Origin of the sequence: Rhizobium sp. BT03 (assembly GCF_030053155.1) — a bacterium.
Lineage (GTDB): Bacteria > Pseudomonadota > Alphaproteobacteria > Rhizobiales > Rhizobiaceae > Rhizobium.
Genome location: NZ_CP125640.1, coordinates 140,438 through 159,376 on the forward strand (window position 1 = coordinate 140,438; position 18,939 = coordinate 159,376).

At 61.8% G+C, this 18,939-nt stretch carries 16 protein-coding genes; 7 read left to right on the top strand and 9 right to left on the bottom strand.

The features are described from left to right. Positions 1–2 precede the first annotated feature (2 nt). Both QMO80_RS00735 and QMO80_RS00740 read left to right on the top strand, forming a co-directional pair. Positions 3–1,514, top strand: a complete 1,512-nt coding sequence (locus QMO80_RS00735) for an ATPase domain-containing protein (protein WP_283198469.1) — start codon at positions 3–5, stop codon at positions 1,512–1,514. Then, positions 1,489–3,654, top strand: coding sequence for an ATP-binding protein (locus tag QMO80_RS00740; protein ID WP_283200080.1), 2,166 nt, complete (start codon positions 1,489–1,491; stop codon positions 3,652–3,654). The genes QMO80_RS00735 and QMO80_RS00740 overlap by 26 nt, the downstream gene beginning before the upstream one ends. Here the strand turns inward: QMO80_RS00740 and mobB are convergent. From mobB to QMO80_RS00755, 3 genes are read right to left on the bottom strand one after another with little or no spacing between them, the layout of a single operon-like run. After that, complete coding sequence (gene mobB, locus QMO80_RS00745; protein ID WP_097628519.1) at positions 3,586–4,107, bottom strand: molybdopterin-guanine dinucleotide biosynthesis protein B; 522 nt, start codon at positions 4,105–4,107, stop codon at positions 3,586–3,588. The two genes, QMO80_RS00740 and mobB, sit on opposite strands and share 69 nt — an antisense overlap. Then, complete coding sequence (gene mobA, locus QMO80_RS00750) at positions 4,104–4,733, bottom strand: molybdenum cofactor guanylyltransferase MobA (RefSeq protein ID WP_283200081.1); 630 nt, start codon at positions 4,731–4,733, stop codon at positions 4,104–4,106. The genes mobB and mobA overlap by 4 nt, the downstream gene beginning before the upstream one ends. A 9-nt stretch (positions 4,734–4,742) precedes the next feature. Then, the gene (locus QMO80_RS00755) at positions 4,743–5,651 is read right to left on the bottom strand and encodes a DMT family transporter (RefSeq protein ID WP_283198470.1); all 909 of its coding nucleotides are present in this window, start codon (positions 5,649–5,651) and stop codon (positions 4,743–4,745) included. Positions 5,652–5,987: 336 nt separating this feature from the next. On the opposite strand from QMO80_RS00755, the gene QMO80_RS00760 reads away from it, so the two are divergent. Continuing rightward, a complete protein-coding gene (locus QMO80_RS00760; RefSeq protein WP_283198471.1) occupies positions 5,988–6,755 on the top strand; it encodes an SDR family oxidoreductase in 768 nt (255 codons plus the stop codon). 654 nt (positions 6,756–7,409) lie between these two features. Here QMO80_RS00760 and QMO80_RS00765 read toward each other — a convergent pair. From QMO80_RS00765 to QMO80_RS00785, 5 genes are all read right to left on the bottom strand, one after another. Then, positions 7,410–8,192, bottom strand: coding sequence for a glucose 1-dehydrogenase (locus QMO80_RS00765; RefSeq protein WP_283198472.1), 783 nt, complete (start codon positions 8,190–8,192; stop codon positions 7,410–7,412). Positions 8,193–8,408: 216 nt separating this feature from the next. Continuing rightward, positions 8,409–9,197 carry an SDR family oxidoreductase gene (locus QMO80_RS00770; RefSeq protein WP_283198473.1) on the bottom strand — a complete coding sequence of 263 codons (789 nt, stop codon included), beginning with the start codon at positions 9,195–9,197 and terminating at the stop codon, positions 8,409–8,411. A 77-nt stretch (positions 9,198–9,274) separates the two neighbouring features. Further along, on the bottom strand, positions 9,275–10,753 hold the full coding sequence (locus QMO80_RS00775) for a sugar ABC transporter ATP-binding protein (RefSeq protein ID WP_283198474.1): 1,479 nt from the start codon (positions 10,751–10,753) through the stop codon (positions 9,275–9,277). Positions 10,754–10,781: 28 nt separating this feature from the next. Next, entirely contained in the window at positions 10,782–11,711 is a 930-nt protein-coding gene (locus QMO80_RS00780) for a sugar ABC transporter substrate-binding protein (protein ID WP_003540275.1), read from the bottom strand. A gap of 117 nt (positions 11,712–11,828) precedes the next feature. After that, positions 11,829–12,809 carry an ABC transporter permease gene (locus tag QMO80_RS00785; RefSeq protein ID WP_283198475.1) on the bottom strand — a complete coding sequence of 327 codons (981 nt, stop codon included), beginning with the start codon at positions 12,807–12,809 and terminating at the stop codon, positions 11,829–11,831. Positions 12,810–13,020: 211 nt separating this feature from the next. On the opposite strand from QMO80_RS00785, the gene QMO80_RS00790 reads away from it, so the two are divergent. Genes QMO80_RS00790 through QMO80_RS00805 form a run of 4 tightly spaced genes read left to right on the top strand, consistent with a single transcriptional unit; the run spans position 13,021 to position 17,268 of the window. Next, positions 13,021–13,830 (top strand): transketolase, encoded by an 810-nt coding sequence (locus QMO80_RS00790; protein WP_283198476.1) that lies wholly within the window; start codon positions 13,021–13,023, stop codon positions 13,828–13,830. Next, the gene (locus tag QMO80_RS00795; RefSeq protein WP_283198477.1) at positions 13,830–14,786 is read left to right on the top strand and encodes a transketolase family protein; all 957 of its coding nucleotides are present in this window, start codon (positions 13,830–13,832) and stop codon (positions 14,784–14,786) included. Before QMO80_RS00790 ends, QMO80_RS00795 begins: the two co-directional genes overlap by 1 nt. Positions 14,787–14,829: 43 nt before the next feature. Then, on the top strand, positions 14,830–16,296 hold the full coding sequence (locus QMO80_RS00800) for an FGGY family carbohydrate kinase (RefSeq protein ID WP_283198478.1): 1,467 nt from the start codon (positions 14,830–14,832) through the stop codon (positions 16,294–16,296). A gap of 21 nt (positions 16,297–16,317) precedes the next feature. Next, the gene (locus tag QMO80_RS00805; protein WP_283198479.1) at positions 16,318–17,268 is read left to right on the top strand and encodes a sugar-binding transcriptional regulator; all 951 of its coding nucleotides are present in this window, start codon (positions 16,318–16,320) and stop codon (positions 17,266–17,268) included. A gap of 588 nt (positions 17,269–17,856) precedes the next feature. Here QMO80_RS00805 and moaA read toward each other — a convergent pair. After that, on the bottom strand, positions 17,857–18,903 hold the full coding sequence (moaA, locus tag QMO80_RS00810; RefSeq protein ID WP_283198480.1) for a GTP 3',8-cyclase MoaA: 1,047 nt from the start codon (positions 18,901–18,903) through the stop codon (positions 17,857–17,859). Between the last annotated feature and the right edge of the window lie 36 nt (positions 18,904–18,939).

An 18,939-nucleotide genomic window follows, 5' to 3' on the forward strand; every position in this document is an offset into this window, starting at 1 on the left:
GAATGAATACTGCGGCACCTGCCACGAAAGCCCGGACCGGCGTGTCCGGTTTGGATACAGTTCTGGCCGGGGGGCTTTCGCCGGGGCACGTTTTCCTCCTGGAGGGAAATCCGGGAGCTGGCAAAACGACGATTGCGCTGCAGTTCCTGATCGAAGGTGCACGGCTCGGCGAGCAGGGGCTCTACATCACCCTTTCGGAAACCGAGAGCGAACTTCGGGCCGGTGCCGCATCGCACGGCATGGTGATCGATGGCAAGATCGAGGTCTTCGAGGTCGTGCCTCCGGAAAGCCTGCTGGATGCCGACCAGCAGCAGAGCCTGCTTTATTCGTCGGATCTTGAACTCGGAGAGACGACAAAGGAAATCTTTGCCGCTTTCGAGCGGATCAAGCCGAGTCGCGTGGTTCTCGACAGTCTGTCGGAGATAAGGCTGCTCGCGCAAAGTTCGCTGCGCTACCGCCGGCAGATCCTGGCGCTCAAACATTATTTTGCCCGACAAGGAGCGACAGTGCTTCTGCTCGATGATCTGACGTCCGAGGTGCTCGACAAGACGGTGCACAGCGTCGTGCACGGTGTCATCCATCTCGAAGAGATGGCGCCGGGCTACGGCTCCGAGCGCCGACGTCTTAGAGTCATAAAATATCGCGGGCAGGCCTTCCGCGGCGGCTATCACGATTTCATCATCCAGACTGGTGGCGTTATCGTCTTTCCGCGACTCGTCGCCGCCGAACACAGGTCGAGTTACGCCCGTGATCAGATTTCCTGCAATATTCCAGAACTGGACCTTCTTTTAGGAGGTGGCCTTGAGCGAGGTTCCAGTACGCTCATCCTTGGTCCTGCCGGCACCGGCAAAAGCACGTTTTCGTTTCAATTCCTGATGGCTGCGGTTGCGCGCGGCGAGAAAGTGGCGGCCTTCATTTTTGACGAGGAGCTGGGCCTTCTCTTCACGCGGCTGAAGGCGCTCGGAATGGATCTCGAGGCCATGCGAAACGCGGGCTATATTCACATCGAACAGCTCGATGCCGCCGAACTGTCGCCGGGCGAATTCGCCCACCGCGTGCGCAATTGCGTCGACAAGTCGGATGCGAAAACCGTCATCATCGATAGTATCAACGGTTATCAGGCTTCGATGCCGGATGAGAATTCGTTGATTCTTCATATGCATGAGTTGCTGCAATATTTGAACAGGCAAGGCGCCAACACCTTCCTCACCGTTGCCCAGCACGGCTTGGTCGGTGATATGAAGGCGCCCGTCGACGTCACCTATCTCGCCGACACCGTCATTCTGCTGCGCTACTTCGAGGCTGCGGGAAAGGTGCGGCGTGCAGTCTCGGTGATCAAGAAGAGGACCGGCTTTCACGAGGATACCATCCGGGAATATCGTATCGACGGTTCCGGCCTGAGGTTAGGTGATCCTCTCGTGGGGTTCCAGGGCGTACTTCGCGGCGTTCCCGAATTTGTCACGACCTCAACGCCGCTCCTCGCGACCGATGGCGGGGATAGCGGCAATTCCTAATTCCGGCAAACCGAAAGCATTGATCTACACGCCTGCCGGTCGCGATGCCTGGGTGGCGAGATCGTTGGTCGATGAGGCCGGATTGGCATCGATTGCTGCCACTGACCTGCCTATGTTCGCGTCATTGCTCAGCGATGACATTGCGCTTGGCGTGCTGACGGAAGAGGCCGTTCGCTCAAGCGATCTCAAGCCGATTGCCGCCTGGGTTTCGGCCCAACCGAGCTGGTCGGACCTGCCGTTCATCGTCCTCACTCAACGCGGTGGAGGACCTGAGCGAAATCCCGCCGCTGCTAGGCTTTCCGAGGTTCTTGGCAACGTCACATTCCTGGAGAGGCCGTTCCATGCGACCTCCTTCATCAGCGTTGCCCGGACCGCATTGAAGGGGCGCCTGCGCCAATATGAAGCGCGAGCCCGGCTCGAGGCTCTGGGCGAGGGAGAACGACGGTTGCAGACGGCGCTTGCCGCCGGTCGTCTCGGGGCGTGGGAGCTGGAGCTGTCGTCGATGGCCCTGTCTGCTTCGGCGACCTGCAAAGCGGTCTTCGGCCGAGGGCCGGATGACGATGTCACGCGCGACGATCTGATCGCAAGCATCCACCCCGACGACCGGGATAGTGTGCTGGCACGCCTGCGCCAGACGATTGATACTGGACGCGACTATTCGATCGAGCATAGGACGATCTGGCCGGATGGATCGCTGCATTGGACCGAGGTCCACGCGCAGCTCTATTCCGACAGATATGGTTCCGCCAGGAAACTCGTCGGCGTCTGCTCCGATACCACCGTCCGCAAGACCATCGAGGAAAATCTGAGACGGCTCAATGAGAACCTCGAAGAGCGTGTGAGGGAACGGACCAAAGAGGTCAACGCCGCTCACCAGACCCTGCTCGAGGAAGTCGCCCAGCGTGAAAGAGCCGAGGAGCAGCTTCGCCAATCGCAGAAGATGGAGGCGATCGGCCAACTGACCGGCGGCGTCGCACACGATTTCAACAATCTGCTGATGGTCGTTCTCGGAAATCTGGAGTTGCTCGGCAAGCATGTTGCCGGAGATGGCAAGGCGACGCGTCTGGTCGACGGGGCGATTCAGGGCGCGCGGCGCGGGGCGGCGCTGACGCAGCGGCTGCTGGCTTTTGCCAGACAGCAGGATCTGCAGGTCAAGCCCGTCGATCTGGCCGAGCTGGTCTCCGGCATGAACGACCTGTTGCGGCGTTCGGTCGGACCCTCGATCAGCATCGAAACCAGCCTGCCGGCGACGCTGCCGCCGGCGCTGGTCGATGCGAACCAGCTGGAATTGGCGCTGCTCAATCTTGCGGTCAATGCCCGCGATGCGATGCCGGATGGCGGGACGCTGTCCATATCGCTGCGTGATGCGCAGGTGGCCGGCGATGACGGCATTCTCGACAAGGGCGCCTATCTGGTGTTGGCGGTGGCCGACAGCGGCACCGGCATGGACGCGGAGACGCTGAAGAAGGCAATAGATCCGTTTTTCTCGACCAAGGAACTCGGAAAAGGCACGGGCCTCGGCTTATCGATGATCCACGGACTTTCCGTTCAGCTCAATGGCGCACTTCGGCTGACAAGCGAACTTGGGGTCGGAACGACAGCTGAATTGTGGCTTCCGGCGACCGAACGGCGCCCCGAGCGGGCGATCGAAGCGGAACAGGCCGTTCCCCAAGCTGCATCCAGACTTAAGATCCTGCTCGTCGATGACGATGCTTTGATCGCCATGAGTTCGGTCGACATGCTTGAAGATCTCGGCCACGAGGTCGTCGAAGCAAACTCCGGCGCGCAGGCGCTGGAACTGATCAGCAGCGGTCAGCATTTCGACCTTGTCATAACCGACTATTCGATGCCTGGTATGACCGGCGCACAGCTTGCCCGGGCCGCACGGGACATTCACCCGGCGTTGCCGATCGTGCTGGCGACAGGTTACGCCGATCTTCCTGCCGGCACCGATATCGATCTTCCGAGATTGGCAAAGCCCTATGATCAGTCTCAACTCGCCAAGGAAATCGCCAAGGCGATGGCAAGCGAAACGGCTCCGCTTCTTAGATCCGGCGGCGACGCAGGTGGTTCAAAGCTTCGCCTGTCCAAGGCCAACGGTGCCGGCGATGAAATCGGCGATGGCGCCTGTGTCGTCTAGATCGAAGACCGGCAGGGCTGTATCCGTAACGGCGTGATCGGCGGCGATGGCGCAGATATGGGGATCGCTCGACGCCAGCGGCTGGCGATTGGCGGCCTCCAGCCGGCGGGCCTCGATCTTCGGGATCGGCTCGCGCTTGTAGCCTTCGATCAGCACGAGATCGCAGGGCGCAAGACGCGCAAGGATCTCCTCGAATTCCGGTTCGGGCGCGCCGCGCAGCTCATGCATGATGGCGTAGCGGGTGCCGGAGACGATGGTGACCTCATGGGCGCCGGCCTCGCGGTGGCGGTAGCTGTCGGCGCCGACCTTGTCGATATCGAAATCATGATGGGCATGCTTGATCGTCGAGATCCGGTAGCCACGGCGGGTGAATTCCGTCACCAGCCGGACGGCGAGCCCCGTCTTGCCCGAGTTCTTCCAGCCGGCGATGCCGAAGATTTTGGGTGCGGTCATGCGCGAAGGGCCTCCAGCCAGCGTTCGGCTTCGACGAGATCATCCGGCGTGTTGATGTTGAAGAAAGGATCGAGCAGGCTGGCGCGGGTCGGATGCAGCGGAAATGATACTTCCGTAACGTCATGCCGTAACAGGAAGTCACGCACGCGGCGCTTTTCGTCGGTGACGATCCAGGCTTCGAGGTCGGCGGCGAGTGTCGCCGGCCAGAGCCCAAAGACGGGATGGCTGCGGCCCTCGGAGGCGGCGATGGCGATCTGCGACGGGCGCTCGAGCGCTGCCGCCAGCCGGGCGACGAGGTCGGTCGGGAAGAACGGGCAATCCACAGAGACGGTGACGACATGGGTGATCGCGGGAAGGCCGGCGGCATAGCGCATCGCCGCATGGATGCCGGCCAATGGCCCGGCCTTGCCGGGGAAAAGGTCGGGGACGACGGGCACATCCTCGGCGGCGGTATCGGCGTTGATGGCGACGGGGACGACCTGCTGCGAAAGGCGGGTCAGCACATGACGGAGCAGGCTTTCGGTCCCGAGCATTGCGGCCGCCTTGTCGTGGCCCATGCGCTGCGAGCGGCCGCCGGCCAGCACGACGCCTGCTATATCGGATCTGTCGAGCGAGAATTCAGTCATCATCCTGCCTCAAACCGGTGAGCGCGGCGCGGATTCCTGCGCGATCGGCGCCACGTGACGCTTGGCTTCACGATAGAACGTATAGAGGCCGGAAGCGATGACGATCGCAGCGCCGAGCAGCGTCCAGTTGTCGGGCACTTCGGCAAAGAAGAAAAAGCCGAGCAGCGAGGAAAAGATGAGGCTCGTATAGCGGAATGGCGCGACGAAGGAGATCTCGCCGGTGCGCATGGCGAGGATGACCGACTGGTAGCCGACGAGCACCAGCACCGAGGCGAGCAGGAGGTGCCCGAGCGAGGCGGCGCTGACCGGATGCCAGCCGCCGAGCACGGGGATGAGAAGCGCGCCGAAGAAGGAGGCGGAGGTAGCCGTGATGACGGTGATCATCAGCGAGGGAATCTCCGGATCGATCGACCGGGTGGCGAGATCGCGGCCGGCCGTCGTCAGCACCGCGCCGACGCAGAGCAGGGCGGCTGATGTAAACCCTTCCGGTCCGGGACGGATGATGATCATCACGCCGACGAGGCCGACTGTTATCGCCGACCAGCGCCGCCAGCCGACGGGCTCGCGGAAGAAGAGCGCGGCGCCGAAGGTGACGACCAGCGGCAGCGACTGCAGGATTGCCGAGGCATTGGCGATCGGCATCATGCCGAGCGCGGTGATATAGGTGACCGCGGAGAGTATCTCGCAGACGATGCGGAGAATGATCATCGGCTTCAGCATGACACGCCAGGAGCGCAGCGCGCCCATTTTCCAGGCGATCAGAAAGACGAGCAGGCTGGTAAAGAGGCCGCGCAGGAACATGATCTCGCCGGCATTCATATAGGCGATCACCGATTTGGAGAGGGCATCGCTCGAGGAAAAGCCGGCCATCGCCATGCTCATATAGATGGCGCCCTCAGTATTGCGTGACCGCGGCATGAAGAGATTCCCTTTACCTGTGCGCCCCTTCTTAGTCGGGAAGATACATGAAGGGAATCGGATGAATGTCACACCCGGGATAAATCGATGATGCAGCGCACAATGGTGCTGATGCTGAGGCAGGTGCGTGTTTGAAAACCGCGGCAAGTGAACGTTTTACAATGCGAATTCCAATATTTCCGATGCGTCGATCAAGGTCCTCCTCCGGCAACAGAGCTGATCGCCGGCCGAGAACATCGATTGCCAGCGGTTTTCGTTTGTCCGCGCGGGAAACGGGTGGCTGCATCGCCCGATGTTTGCGATCCCGGATGCCTCGACAACAGAGGAGAAACGGACATGACACTTCTGAACGACAAGGTTGCGATCATCACCGGCGCAAGCTCCGGCATTGGCCGCGCCGCGGCGAAACTCTTTGCACGGGAGGGCGCCAAGCTCGTGGTCACCGGAAGGCGACAAGAGGCGCTCGACGCCGTCGTCGCCGAAATCGAGGCGGAGGGCGGGCAGGCCGTCGCAATATCGGGCGACATCAGGGACGAGGGGCTGCAGGCCAGGCTTAGTGAAACGGCTGTCTCCCGCTTCGGCGGACTCGACATCGGTTTCAACAATGCCGGCATTCTCGGCGAGATGGGGCCGGTGGCGGAACTGTCGCCGGAGGGCTGGCGCGAGACGATCGAGACCAATCTCACCGCCGCCTTCCTCGGCGCCAAACACCAGTCGGCAGCGATGGGAAAAGGCGGCGGATCGCTGATCTTCACCTCCACCTTCGTCGGCCACACCGCCGGCATGCCGGGCATGGCCGCCTATGCGGCGAGCAAGGCGGGGCTGATCGGTTTCGTGCAGGTGCTCGCCGCCGAACTCGGGCGGCAGAATATCCGTGTCAACGCCCTGCTTCCCGGCGGCACTAACACGCCGGCTGCGATCACCAATGCGCCGGATGCGACACCGGAACTGCTTGCCTTCGTCGAGGGGCTGCATGCGCTGAAGCGCATGGCCCAGCCGGAAGAGATTGCCAATGCGGCGTTGTTCCTGGCGTCGGATATGGCGAGCTTCGTGACGGGGACGGCGATGCTGGCGGATGGCGGGGTTTCGATCAGTCGGACGTAGGGTGAGGGTGGATGTCGGAGGTCGAGCCACCCGCCCTCGTCCTTCGAGGCTCCGGCCTGCGGCCTACACACCCCAGGATGAGGGCTGATTGTGGTGCCGTGTGGCTGGTGGATTGAGTGGTTTGCCGTGTGGCTGGCGGGCTGGTCGATGTGCCGCGTGACTGGCGGCTACTAATCCGTGTGCCATGTCACGCAGAGTAAGATCTGGCTTGTTGCTCCGCCCTTCATTGAAGCAAGCCGCGACCTCTCTCCGACCTCATCCTGAGGTGCCCCGCAGGGGCCTCGAAGGACGGGGTCGGCCACTGACGCGGTGCCGGCTCCTTCTTGCCCTTCGCTTGCGCTCCGCGCATTCGCGGCTTTGCCGCTCACCCCCTTGTCTGCCTGCCGGCACCGACCGGGGTCGAGCCACGGGTCTCGACCCGTCCTTCGGACCCCCGCTGGGGAGAAGGGGACTCGCAGCGGCGTCTCACTCCACTTGAGACCTCTGGTGCGGGAATGATGACCGTGCGGCTCGCTCCCCTTCTCCCCAGCGGGGAGAAGATGCCCGTCAGGGCAGATGAGGGGGGTGAGGAGCGTCAGCGACGAACGCCTTGAGCGGCAAGCGAAAGGCACGCTTGCATCCTCCCATCGTCACCGCCCAAGATCAGCACCCCGCCTAAGACATGATCAACCCGCCATCGACATTGATCGTCTGGCCGGTGATATAGGCGGCGTCAGCGCTGGCGAGGAAGGTGACCAGGCCGGCGACGTCTTCGCCCGAGCCGGCGCGTTTCATCGGGATGCCTTCGACCCATTCCTTCATCAACTCGCCGGGAGCGTAGTTGCCCAGCAGTTTGCCCCAGGCCTGGTCGTTATAGGCCCACATGTCGGTCTCGATGATGCCGGGGCAGAAGGCGTTGACGGTGATATTTTCGGTCGCCACTTCCTTGGCCAGGCTCTGGGTGATGCCGACCACGCCCATTTTCGAGGCGGCGTAGTGCGGCGTAAAAATGAAGCCGTCGCGGGCCTGGCCGGAGGCGGTGTTGATGATGCGGCCGCCGCGCCTGTGTTTGCGGATACGCGATATCGCCTCCTGGGCGCAGAGGAAGACGCCCTTGGTATTGACGGCCATGACCTTGTCCCACTCGTTTTCGGTGAGGTCCTCGACACGGGCGATGGTGATGACGCCGGCATTCTGGATCGAGACGTCGACGGAGCCGAACTCTGTCTCGGCAACGTCATAGAGAGCCTTCACGCTTGCCTTGTCGGTGACATCGCCGACGAAAGAGACCGCCTTGCCGCCTTCGGCTCTGATCCGCTCGGCGACCGCATGCACCGAATCCTCGTTCGCGGAGACGACGAGGTTGGCGCCTTCATTCGCAAACCGCCTGGCGATCGCCGCTCCGATGCCGCGGCTTCCTCCGGTAATGACGACCGTCTTTTGCTCAAAGCGTTTCATGCTTTTTCCTTCCCGGTATCCTGACATAAACAGCAAATCTGCGGGCGATCTGCCTGCGATCATCATTGGAGCTCAAGCGGCAGCTCGTTCGATCGGCGTGAGGGGCGGGCAGACGACGCTATCGCACGCCGTCCTGCCCGTTATCCCCTTCAGCGCCTCGATCTCTGCCAGGGAGGGAGCGAGATCGTTTTCCAATTGCCGGCAATGAGCTTCGTGTCACCAGCAGCAGAATCCGCCGTCGACGAGAAGATCGACGCCGGTCACGAAACTTGCTGCATTCGACAGCAGAAACACCGCCGGACCTACCATCTCGTTGACATCTGCCATGCGTTGCATCGGCGTCTGCTCTTCGAAGAGCTTGGTCTGATGGACCATCTCCGGACGGGTGTTCATCGGCGTTGCCGTGTAACCGGGGGAGATGGTGTTGACGCGAATGCCGCGGCCGACCCATTCCATCGCCATAGACTTCGACATATGGATGACGCCCGCCTTGGAGGCGTTGTAATGCACCTGGCTCAGGCCCCGATTGACGATCACACCCGACATGGAAGCGATGTTGACGATGGAGCCGCGTCCATTCTTCAGCATGGCGCGGGCCTCGGCCTGGCAGGAAAGAAAGATGCCCTTGAGGTTGATATCCATCAACGTCTGGTATTGATCCTCTTCCATATCTTCCGCTGCGTTCGCATTGGCGATGCCTGCGGCGTTGACGGCCAGCGTCAAGGCGCCGAGGTCCGCTTCGGTTCGTGCGACTGCCTCTGCAAGCGAAGATTTGCTCGTCACGTCAGCCGCGATCTGGATCGAGCGGCGGCCGGCGGCGCGAATATGTTCGGCCGTATTGGCCAGCCCGTCGTCGGTCCGGCGGTCGAGCAGCGCCACGTCGGCGCCGCATTGCGCAAGGCCGATGGCGATGCGCTGCCCGATGCCGCTCCCGGCCCCGGTTACGATGGCAACCTGGCCGCTGAGATCGAAAAGCTTCGGGGCGTTCAGAGTGATGTCGGACACCGCTCTTCCTTTCTCTGTTGTCTTGTTTTCACGCAATTCCTGACGCAAAACCGCTGCACACTTTTGCTGGAATTGCTTTAGATGGTAGCCAGTTCCATGACCGAAACGTCATTGGCCTGGTCACGATTGAGAATCCCCGCCTGCTTGCCTTGCGCCAGCACGAGAATGCGATTGGAGACGCCGAGAACTTCCTCGAGGTCCGAGCTTACGACGATGACCGCGACGCCCTGTTTGGCAAGATTGACGATGATGTCGTAGATGCCGGCGCGGGCGCCGACATCGATGCCTCTCGTCGGTTCGTCGAGCACGACGACCTTGGGATCGCGCATGAGCCATTTGGCGATCACGACCTTCTGCTGGTTGCCGCCGGAGAGGTCCGAGGCGTATTGCTCGGCACGGCCCTTGACGCCGAATTTGGCAACGGCCTTTTCCGCAAACGAGCGCTTGATGCGCGGCGTAATCCAGCCACCGCCCAGTTTGTCGAGATTGGCGTAGATAATGTTCTCGCTGATCCGGTGGCCGACGATCAGGCCCTGCTCCTTGCGGTCTTCCGGAACCATCACGATTCCCCTGGCGATGGCGTCCGCCGGGTCGCGCAGTCTGAGTTCCTCGCCTTCCAGCTTGATCGAACCAGCACTGATCGGATCGGCGCCCGAAATCGCCCGCACCAGTTCGGTGCGGCCGGCGCCGACCAGCCCGGCGATGCCGAGAATTTCGCCGGCCCGCACCTCGAAGGTAACGTCACGGAACGAGTCATCAGGCGAGCTTAGCCCGGACACTTCAAGCACCGGGCGATCGGTCGGAACGGGCAGGGTGGGGAACAAACGGTCAAGCGGGCGTCCGACCATGCTCTCGACAATCGTTCGCACCGGGGTGGCGCTGTCCGAGAATTCCTGCACGCGCTCGCCGTCGCGAAGAACGACGATGCGGTCGGTGATCTGCTTGATCTCTTCCATGCGGTGGGAAATGTAGACAATGCCGACGCCTTCCGAGCGAAGCTTGCGCACCTGTTCGAACAGAGCTTCCGTCTCCGCGCCGCCAAGGGCGGCTGTCGGCTCATCGAGGATCAGCAGCTTTGCGTTGAGAGCCAGCGCCTTGGCGATCTCGATGAGCTGCTGATTTGCGGTGGAGAGACCGGCGACCGTCCGCGTTGCGGGTATGTGAAGGTTCAAGCGAGCGAGCTGGTCCTGAGCGCGGCGAACCATCTGGGCACGGTCGACGGCGCCGTTCTTCATCGGCCAGCGTCCGATGAAGACGTTTTCCGCGATCGACAGCTGCGGCAGAAGCTGCAGCTCTTGGTGAATCAGGACAACACCCTTGTCGATCGCTTCTCTTGGGGTGGCCGGGGCATAAGGCTGCCCCAGCCATGTCATCGATCCTTCGGAGGGCGTGCGGGATCCGGCAATAATGCCCGACAGCGTCGACTTGCCCGCTCCGTTTTCACCGAGAAGTGCAACCACTTCGCCCGGATAGACGTCCAAGCTGACATCCTTCAGAACCTGGAGCGGCCCATACCACTTGGATATGCCTCTCAGGGAAAGAACGGGATCAGTCACGGCACACCTCCTCAAAACCTCAACTTTATCAGGGATGGTTGGCGATGAAGCCTGCCACGTTTTCCTTGGTGGTCAGCGTGGCATCCAGGAGCTGGACCGGCGGCACCTTTTCTCCGGCGACAAGCTTGGCGGCATTTTCAACCGCATCGCGGCCCATTTTCTGCGTCTGCTGCGTCGCCGTCACGTTGAAGACGCCCTTGCTGAGGGCTTCGAGCGCTGCGGTATCGCCATCGAAGCCGCCGACCACGATCTTCTGCGACGGATTGGCGACCTTGATTGCCTGCGCGGCGCCAAGGGCGAGACCGTCGGCCTGGGCGAACACGATCGAAACATCAGGGTTTGCCTGCAGCATATTCTGCATGATCTGGAAGCCTTCGTCCTGGCTCCAGATGTTGGAGAACTGCTCGGCGACGACCTTCACGTCAGGATATGCCTTCAGCGATTCAGCGCAGCCCTTCGAGCGATCGACTTCCGGGGTCGTGCCCTTCTGGCCATGGATGATGACCATCTTACCCTTGCCGCCGGCTTCCTTCAGAATGTAGTCGCACACGGCCTTGGCAGAGGCGACGGAATCCGTTGCAAGGAATGTATCGCCCGGTGCTCCCTCGGCGTTGCGGTCAACGTTTACGACCGGGATGCCGGCGCTCTTTGCGAGCTTGACCGGGACGGTCGCAGCCGCAGCACCGGCCGGGATGTAGATCAGCGCGTCGATCTTCTGAGTCAGAAGATCCTGGATCTGGTTGACCTGTGTCGGCCCGTCGCCTTTGGCGTCGACCGTGATGACTTCGATGCCGCGCTTCTTGGCTTCGGCCTCGACCGATTGCTTGATCTGGTTGAAGAAGTTTGCCTGAAGGTTGGCAACGGCGAGGCCCAGCTTCTTCAGTTCCGCCGCGTGGACGGGACCGAGCATGAGGCCGAGCAGTGCAGCAGACGCGAGCATGGTGCGCGCTATTTTCATTGTATTTCCTCCGTTGTTTAATGGAACCCTCGGGTATGTCCTCCCCCTCGGGGTATAGATCCGCCCCGATTTTCCGGGGCGGAATTCCGGGTCCGCCAGTGCGGCAGACCCCGCTCGTCAGGCGCGACGCCGACGAATGGTCTCCGCGCCGACCGCAAGCACGATGACGATGCCGATGATCACCTGCTGCAGGAACGGCGAGACGTTGAGAAGGTTGAGGCCGTTGCGCAGCACACCGATGATCAGAACGCCGATCAGCGTTCCCCCGATGCCGCCGGCGCCGCCGGAAAGCGACGTGCCGCCGATGACGACCGCAGCGATGGTGTCCAGTTCATAGCCGAGACCGCTTGATGGTTGGACGGAATCCAGCCGGGCGGCGAGCACGATGCCTGCGAGCCCCGCAAGCACTGAACTTACGATGTAGACGCCAATCGTCACGAGCGGGACGTTGATACCGGCGAGGCGCGCGACCTCCGGATTTCCTCCGACCGCGTAGAGCATGCGCCCTTCGGAGCGGAAGTGCAGGAAAAGCCACGCCGCAAGAACCACCGCAAGCATGAGAAACACGGTGGCGGTCAACACGCCGAAATGGCGATCGATTGCCAGCATCATGAACCAGTCGGGGAACCCGACGATCTGCTGGCCGTCCGTGATCATATTGGCGACGCCGCGTGCGGCGGACATCATCGCAAGCGTGGCAATAAAGGCCGGAACCCTGAACTGCGTCACCAGCAGTCCGACGATCAGCCCAGAAACCCCCGATGCGACCAGAGCAAAGGCGATCGCGACCGGCAACGGCAGGCCGGCGACATTGGCAGTCCAGCCCATGACCATCATCGCCAGGGCGAGTGCCGAGCCGACGGAGAGATCGATGCCGCCGATCAGGATGACGAAGGTCATCCCGACCGCCATGATACCGAGAACGGTGATCTGGTCGAGGATGTTGAGGCCGTTTCGAACCGAAAGAAACGTGTCCGTGCTGAGGCTCAGAAAGACGCAGAGCGCAAGCAGTCCCACGAGCGGGCCGGTAGCTCCCTTGAGCTTGCCGAGCCAGGCGCCGGATGAAAGCCTGTGTTCATTGATATCGAGCGCCACCATTGCTCCTCCCTATGCTTAGGCCTGTATCCGATATTCGTTCAGGTGAGAATAAATATTCACGCCTGCTGGAAAATTCATTAACAACTTGCTTTCCGGCTGTCAACAAGATTTCGTTGGATGGATGTTGGCGGCAGTTGGTATAAAGGGGTTGACTAATCGGCTTCTTGTGCAAAAATATCTAGTAGTGAATATTTATGCAGGCGAGGAATCGATGGATACGACAGAACTTGAGCGGGTCGCCCGCGAGATCCGATTGCGCGATCTCCAGGCGGTCTTTGAAGCGGGCGCCGGCCATATTGGCGGGGAGATGTCGGTCGTCGACATTTTGACGGCGCTCTATTTTCGTGTCCTGAATGTCTGGCCGGATCAGCCGAGACATCCCGACCGCGACAGGTTCGTTCTTTCAAAGGGGCATACGGCATGCGCTTTGTATGTGACGCTCGCAAAGCGCGGCTTCATTCCGGAGGAGGAGATTTCCACCTTTCTACAGCCGCATTCGAGGCTGAACGGCCATCCGAATTGCAACAAGGTTCCCGGCGTCGAAACCAATACCGGGCCGCTCGGCCACGGTCTTCCTGTGGCAGTCGGAATGGCGAAAGCCGCCAAGCTCTCGGGCGCTGGATATCGCACCTATGTCGTCACCGGCGACGGTGAGATGCAGGAGGGCTCCAACTGGGAAGCGATCATGGCGGCCGCGCAGTTCAAGCTCGACAACTTGACGCTGGTGATCGACCACAACAGGTTCCAGCAGGGGGCGGCGCTTTCGGAAACCAACGATCTCGCGCCGCTTCGGCCGAAGCTCGAGGCCTTCGATTGGGAGGTCACCGAGATCAACGGCAATACCATGAGGGAGATCGTTCCTGCGCTCGAACATCGAGGATCGAAACCGCATTGCATCGTCGCCCATACCAATAAGGGCCATGGAATTTCGTTCATGCAGGACCGGGTCGACTGGCATCACAAGGTGCCCAATAGGGAACAATACGAAATCGCATTGGCAGAATTGTCGGAGGCACTCTAATGAACGCGCCAGTAAACCCACCCAAGCTCCACGATTGCCGCGACGCCTTTGCCGCCACGCTCGAGCGGCTGGCAGCTGAAAACGAAACGATCGTTGCCGTCTGCAACGACTCCGTCGGTTCCTCCAAGCTCGGCGGCTTCAAGTCGAAGTTTGGAGAGCGCCTCGTCAACGTCGGCATTGCCGAGCAAAACATGGTCGGCGTTGGAGCGGGCCTTGCCAATGGCGGGCGTCTTCCATTCGTGTGCGCCGCCGCTCCGTTTCTCACCGGGCGGTCGCTGGAGCAGATCAAGGCCGATATTTCCTACTCGAATGCCAACGTCAAGCTGGTCGGCATTTCTTCCGGAATGGCCTATGGCGAACTTGGCCCGACGCATCACTCAATCGAAGATTTCGCCTGGCTGCGGGTCCTGCCCAATCTTCCGGTTATTGCGCCTTGTGACCGCATCGAAACCGCCGCAGCCGTCGCCTGGGCCGCGAGTTATGACGGGCCCTGCTTCCTGCGCCTGTCACGGGTCGGCGTGCCGGACCTGCTTCCGGAAGGCCATAAGTTCGAACTCGGCAAGGCGAATCTCCTTCGCCAGGGTTCCGACGTCACGCTCATCGCCAACGGCACTTTGACGCATCGCATTCTGAAGGCTGCCGAAATCCTTGCTGAGCGCGGCGTCAATGCCAGGGTGCTCAACCTTGCGACGGTTCGTCCGATCGACGAGGAAGCTATCATCGCCGCGGCGAGGGAAACCGGAGCGATCGTTACAGCCGAAGAGCATTCGACCTTTGGCGGGTTGGGCTCGGCGGTCGCCGAAGTGGTGGTCGACAATGCCCCGGTGCCGATGAAACGTCTCGGCGTTCCCGGCGTCTATGCCCCCACAGGTTCGGCAGAGTTTCTGCTCGACGAATTCGGGATGGCGCCGTCCGCCATAGCCGACGCCGCGCAGGCACTGATCAAGCGCAAGTAATGGGATCCAGAGACCGGCCGGGACCTGATCTGGGGAGGATAGAATGCGGGCAATTCTGGCAATCGACCAGGGTACGACCAATTCAAAGGCAGTTCTCGTTTCCGAAAGGGGAGAGATCGTCGGCAGAGGGTCGGCTCCTGTCGGCATCTCCTATCCGAAGCCGGGCTGGGTCGAACAAGATCCGCGCCGGCTCTACGCATCGGTCTGCGAAGCGATCGAGGCCTGCCTGAAGGCCAGCCCGGCTGTGAGCATCGAGGTGGTCGCCATTTCCAACCAGCGCGAGTCCGTCACCGCCTGGGACGCCGAAACGGGAGAGCCGCTCGGACCGGTGGTCAGCTGGCAGTGCCGTCGAACGGCGCCGGATTGCGAACGTCTGATTGCCGAAGGCCGCCTCGATCGTGTGCAGGCGCTGACCGGCCTGCCGTTGGATCCGATGTTTCCGGGTTCGAAATTCCGATGGCTGCTCGACCGTATTCCGGCCGGGCGATCGGTGCGGCTCGGAACGATCGACAGTTGGCTCATCCACTGCCTGACCGGCGGACGCCGGCATGTCTGCGATGCGTCGAATGCCGCCAGGAGCCAGCTGTTCGATCTGCGGGAGCAGAGATGGAGCGAGGAGCTTGGCGAGATCTTCGGCGTCGATATCGCGCTCCTGCCCGAGGTGCTCGACAGCTCCGCCGATTTCGGCAGAACGCAAGGATTGCCGGGGGTGCCGGATGGTACTCCCATCATGGCCGCGATCGGCGACAGCCACGCAGCCTTGTTCGGCCATGGAGCCTTCAAGCCGGGCGATGGCAAGGTGACCTTCGGAACCGGCTCTTCTATCATGACGACGCTTTCGCAATTCATTGCCCCGCGCAACGGCGTCACAACCACGGTCGCGTGGCGTATCGGGGGAAAGCCGACTTTCGCCTTCGAAGGCAATATTCTCGTTTGCGCCGCCAGCCTTCCGTGGATGGTCGATATTCTCGGCCTTGCGGATGTGGCGGCCCTTGTCGAACTTGCGGAAAGTGCCGCGCCGGGCGGACCCGGCTTCGTGCCGGCATTCGTCGGACTGGGCGCACCTTACTGGAACGCTGATGCCCGCGCCCTGTTCTCCCAGATCAACTTCAATACGACACGGGCGCAGATGGCCCGGTCGGTCACCGATTCCATCGCCTTCCAGGTGCATGACGTGATCGCGGCCATGCGGGCACAGAGCGGCGGCGAACTCGGCGCGCTCTATGTGGATGGGGGACCGAGCCAGAACCGCTTCCTGATGCAGTGCGTCTCGAACCTCATCCAACATCCGGTGATCCAATGCGAAGCACCCGAGGCTTCGGCTCTGGGCGCTGCCTATCTGGCGGGGCTGTCACTCGGTTTGTGGAGCGATCTCCCTGTTGTCGCGGAGCTGCCGCGAAACACCCAAACCATCGAGCCGCAACCCGTGGATCGGGCGGGGCTTCTCGATGGCTGGAATGATGCGCTCGCCCGCTCGACGTGCCGCGAAACACAGGCTAAAGGTGAATAAAAATTCACTCTGGGATTAGCGATGACTCGCCTCAACGAACTCCGTCTCATTTCAAGGGTCGCCCAGATGTACCACTTGGAGGGGCGGCGTCAGGCGGAGATCGCAGAGCACCTTCGCCTGTCGCAGGCGACGGTGTCGCGCATGCTCAAGCGTGCCGAGGCCGAAGATATCGTGCGAACCAGCGTCATCCCTCCCGTCGGCACCTATAGCGAGCTCGAGGGCGCGCTTCGCGAGAAATACGATCTGCCGGAGGCGGTCGTCGTGGAGTGCACGGAAGATCGGGACGGCGCCATCATGGCCCGTATCGGAGAGGCGGCGGCCCACCTCCTGGAGGTGACGCTTGCGCCGGGGGAGATCATCGGCGTTTCTAGCTGGAGCCAGACCATTTTCAAGATGGTCGAAAACATTCACCCGCAGAAGAGCGCTCAGGTGAAATATGTCGTCCAGACCCTTGGCGGCATGGGCGATCCTTCCGTGCAGACGCATGCGACCCAGCTGACCACGCGGCTTGCACGGCTGACCGGCGCCGAGCCGAAACTGCTCCCCGTGCAGGGCGTGACGTCATCCAGGGAGGCAAAGCTTCTGATGCAGGCCGACCCGTTCGTCCGCGAGACGATGGACCTGTTCGGCAGCATAACGCTGGCGATCGTCGGTATAGGAGCCGTCGAACCGTCCGAACTTCTCGCACGCTCCGGCAACATCTTTTCGTCTCGCGAACTCTCCGATCTCGCGGAAGCGGGCGCCGTCGGCGACATCTCGCTGCGCTTCTTCGATAAGAACGGCAGGCCGGTGAAGACGCCCCTTGATGATCGGGTCATCGGGCTTCCGCTCGAGGATCTTGAACGCGTGGATCGGGTCATTGCGCTCGCCGGCGGATCCAAAAAGACCGACGCTATCGCAGGCGCGCTCCGCGTCGGGGTGATCGATATGCTGGTTACGGACAAGTTTACCGCGCAGCGATTGATCGACTGATGGGGTCGGGGGCTTTCGCGGCTGTGGCTGGAGCGGGAGCGCCCGCCTCGTCCTTCGAGGCTTCGCCCTGTGGGCTACGCGCCTCAGGATGAGGCTCTCTTGGGTGTTGGCGCGTCAGGATACGGCATTTCTCCACGGGTCCTCATCCTTGAGGTGGATCTGCGGAATCGTCTGGCGCTGATGCTCGGAGGATAGGCGACGTCCTCGCTCCGACCTCATCCTGAGGTGCCCCGCAGGGGCCTCGAAGGACGAGGGCGGCCACCGGTGCGCTATCCAGTAATGCGGATGCTGCTGTGGCGTACTGTCACCCGCCCTCGTCCTTCGAGGCTACGCCCTATGGGCTTCACACCTCAGGATGAGGGTTGATCGGTGTGCCGTGCGGCCAACGGTCGGTATACCGTGCTGATCGGTGTGCTTTGCGGTTGATGGGCTGACGGTATGCTTCGCTCGAAGGCCCAAGGACTTGGGCGCACTGGATTCCTGTGACGAGCATAGGAATGAGGGTGGAGAGGTGAGTGCCTTGAGGCGCGACCGCGCCGTGGCTGGATTCACAGGTGAGGGGGCGGCGTGGGCGTTCTCACCAATTTATCACCCGCCGGTGACACTCATGTGCCGCGCCACCGCCGGCCGGTTATGCGTGCGGTCGATGATGAAGTCGTGGCCCTTTGGTTTGCGGGTGATGGCCTCGTCGATGGCGGTGTGGAGGAGGGCGTCGTCTTCGCTGGCGCGGAGCGCTGCGCGCAGATCGGCGGCGTCGTTCTGGCCGAGGCACATATAGAGCGTGCCGGTGCAGGTGAGGCGGACTCGGTTGCAGCTCTCGCAGAAATTATGGGTCATCGGCGTGATGAAGCCGAGGCGGCCGCCGGTCTCAGTAACCCTGACGTAACGGGCCGGGCCGCCGGTCTGGTAATCGATATCGGTGAGGGTGAACTGCTTTTCCAGATCGGCGCGCAGCTCGGAGAGCGGCAGGTATTGGTCGGTGCGGTCCTCGTCGATCTCGCCCATCGGCATGGTTTCGATGACGGTCAGGTCCATGCCGCGGCCATGGGCGAAACGCAGGAGATCGGGCATCTCCACGTCGTTGAAATCCTTCAGCGCCACGGCGTTGAGCTTGATCCTGATGCCGGCTTTCTGAGCGGCGTCGATGCCTTCCATCACCTTGGCGAAATCGCCCCAGCGGGTGATCTTGCGGAACTTGTCGGGGTCGAGCGTATCGAGCGAGACATTGATGCGGCGCACGCCGCAATCATAGAGTTCCTCGGCATGGCGGGCGAGCTGCGAGCCGTTGGTCGTCAGCGTCAGCTCGTCGAGACCGGCGCCGATCTTTTCGCCGAGCCGGCGCACGAGATACATGATGTTCTTGCGCACCAGCGGCTCGCCGCCGGTGAGCCTGATCTTCCTCACCCCCTTGGCGACGAAGGCGGAACAGAGACGGTCGAGTTCCTCAAGCGTCAACAGGTCCTTCTTCGGCAGGAAGGTCATGTTCTCGGCCATGCAATAAGTGCAGCGGAAATCGCAGCGGTCGGTGACGGAGACGCGGAGATAGGTGACCGCCCGGCCGAAAGGGTCGATCATCGGATGTGCATCCGCCGTGAGCGGCGATGCGTTGCCTATTGTTCCTACCCTGGTATTCACCTGTATCTCCGTAGTCTCTTCAATGTGGGCATATGC

What these genes read in the sequence shown, in the direction of transcription:
- QMO80_RS00735 (WP_283198469.1), top strand. Translation starts at nt 3, where the DNA reads ATGAATACTGCGGCACCTGCCACGAAAGCCCGGACCGGCGTGTCCGGT.
- QMO80_RS00740 (WP_283200080.1), top strand. Translation starts at nt 1,489, where the DNA reads ATGGCGGGGATAGCGGCAATTCCTAATTCCGGCAAACCGAAAGCATTG.
- mobB (WP_097628519.1), bottom strand. Translation starts at nt 4,107, where the DNA reads ATGACCGCACCCAAAATCTTCGGCATCGCCGGCTGGAAGAACTCGGGC.
- mobA (WP_283200081.1), bottom strand. Translation starts at nt 4,733, where the DNA reads ATGACTGAATTCTCGCTCGACAGATCCGATATAGCAGGCGTCGTGCTG.
- QMO80_RS00755 (WP_283198470.1), bottom strand. Translation starts at nt 5,651, where the DNA reads ATGCCGCGGTCACGCAATACTGAGGGCGCCATCTATATGAGCATGGCG.
- QMO80_RS00760 (WP_283198471.1), top strand. Translation starts at nt 5,988, where the DNA reads ATGACACTTCTGAACGACAAGGTTGCGATCATCACCGGCGCAAGCTCC.
- QMO80_RS00765 (WP_283198472.1), bottom strand. Translation starts at nt 8,192, where the DNA reads ATGAAACGCTTTGAGCAAAAGACGGTCGTCATTACCGGAGGAAGCCGC.
- QMO80_RS00780 (WP_003540275.1), bottom strand. Translation starts at nt 11,711, where the DNA reads ATGAAAATAGCGCGCACCATGCTCGCGTCTGCTGCACTGCTCGGCCTC.
- QMO80_RS00785 (WP_283198475.1), bottom strand. Translation starts at nt 12,809, where the DNA reads ATGGTGGCGCTCGATATCAATGAACACAGGCTTTCATCCGGCGCCTGG.
- QMO80_RS00790 (WP_283198476.1), top strand. Translation starts at nt 13,021, where the DNA reads ATGGATACGACAGAACTTGAGCGGGTCGCCCGCGAGATCCGATTGCGC.
- QMO80_RS00795 (WP_283198477.1), top strand. Translation starts at nt 13,830, where the DNA reads ATGAACGCGCCAGTAAACCCACCCAAGCTCCACGATTGCCGCGACGCC.
- QMO80_RS00800 (WP_283198478.1), top strand. Translation starts at nt 14,830, where the DNA reads ATGCGGGCAATTCTGGCAATCGACCAGGGTACGACCAATTCAAAGGCA.
- QMO80_RS00805 (WP_283198479.1), top strand. Translation starts at nt 16,318, where the DNA reads ATGACTCGCCTCAACGAACTCCGTCTCATTTCAAGGGTCGCCCAGATG.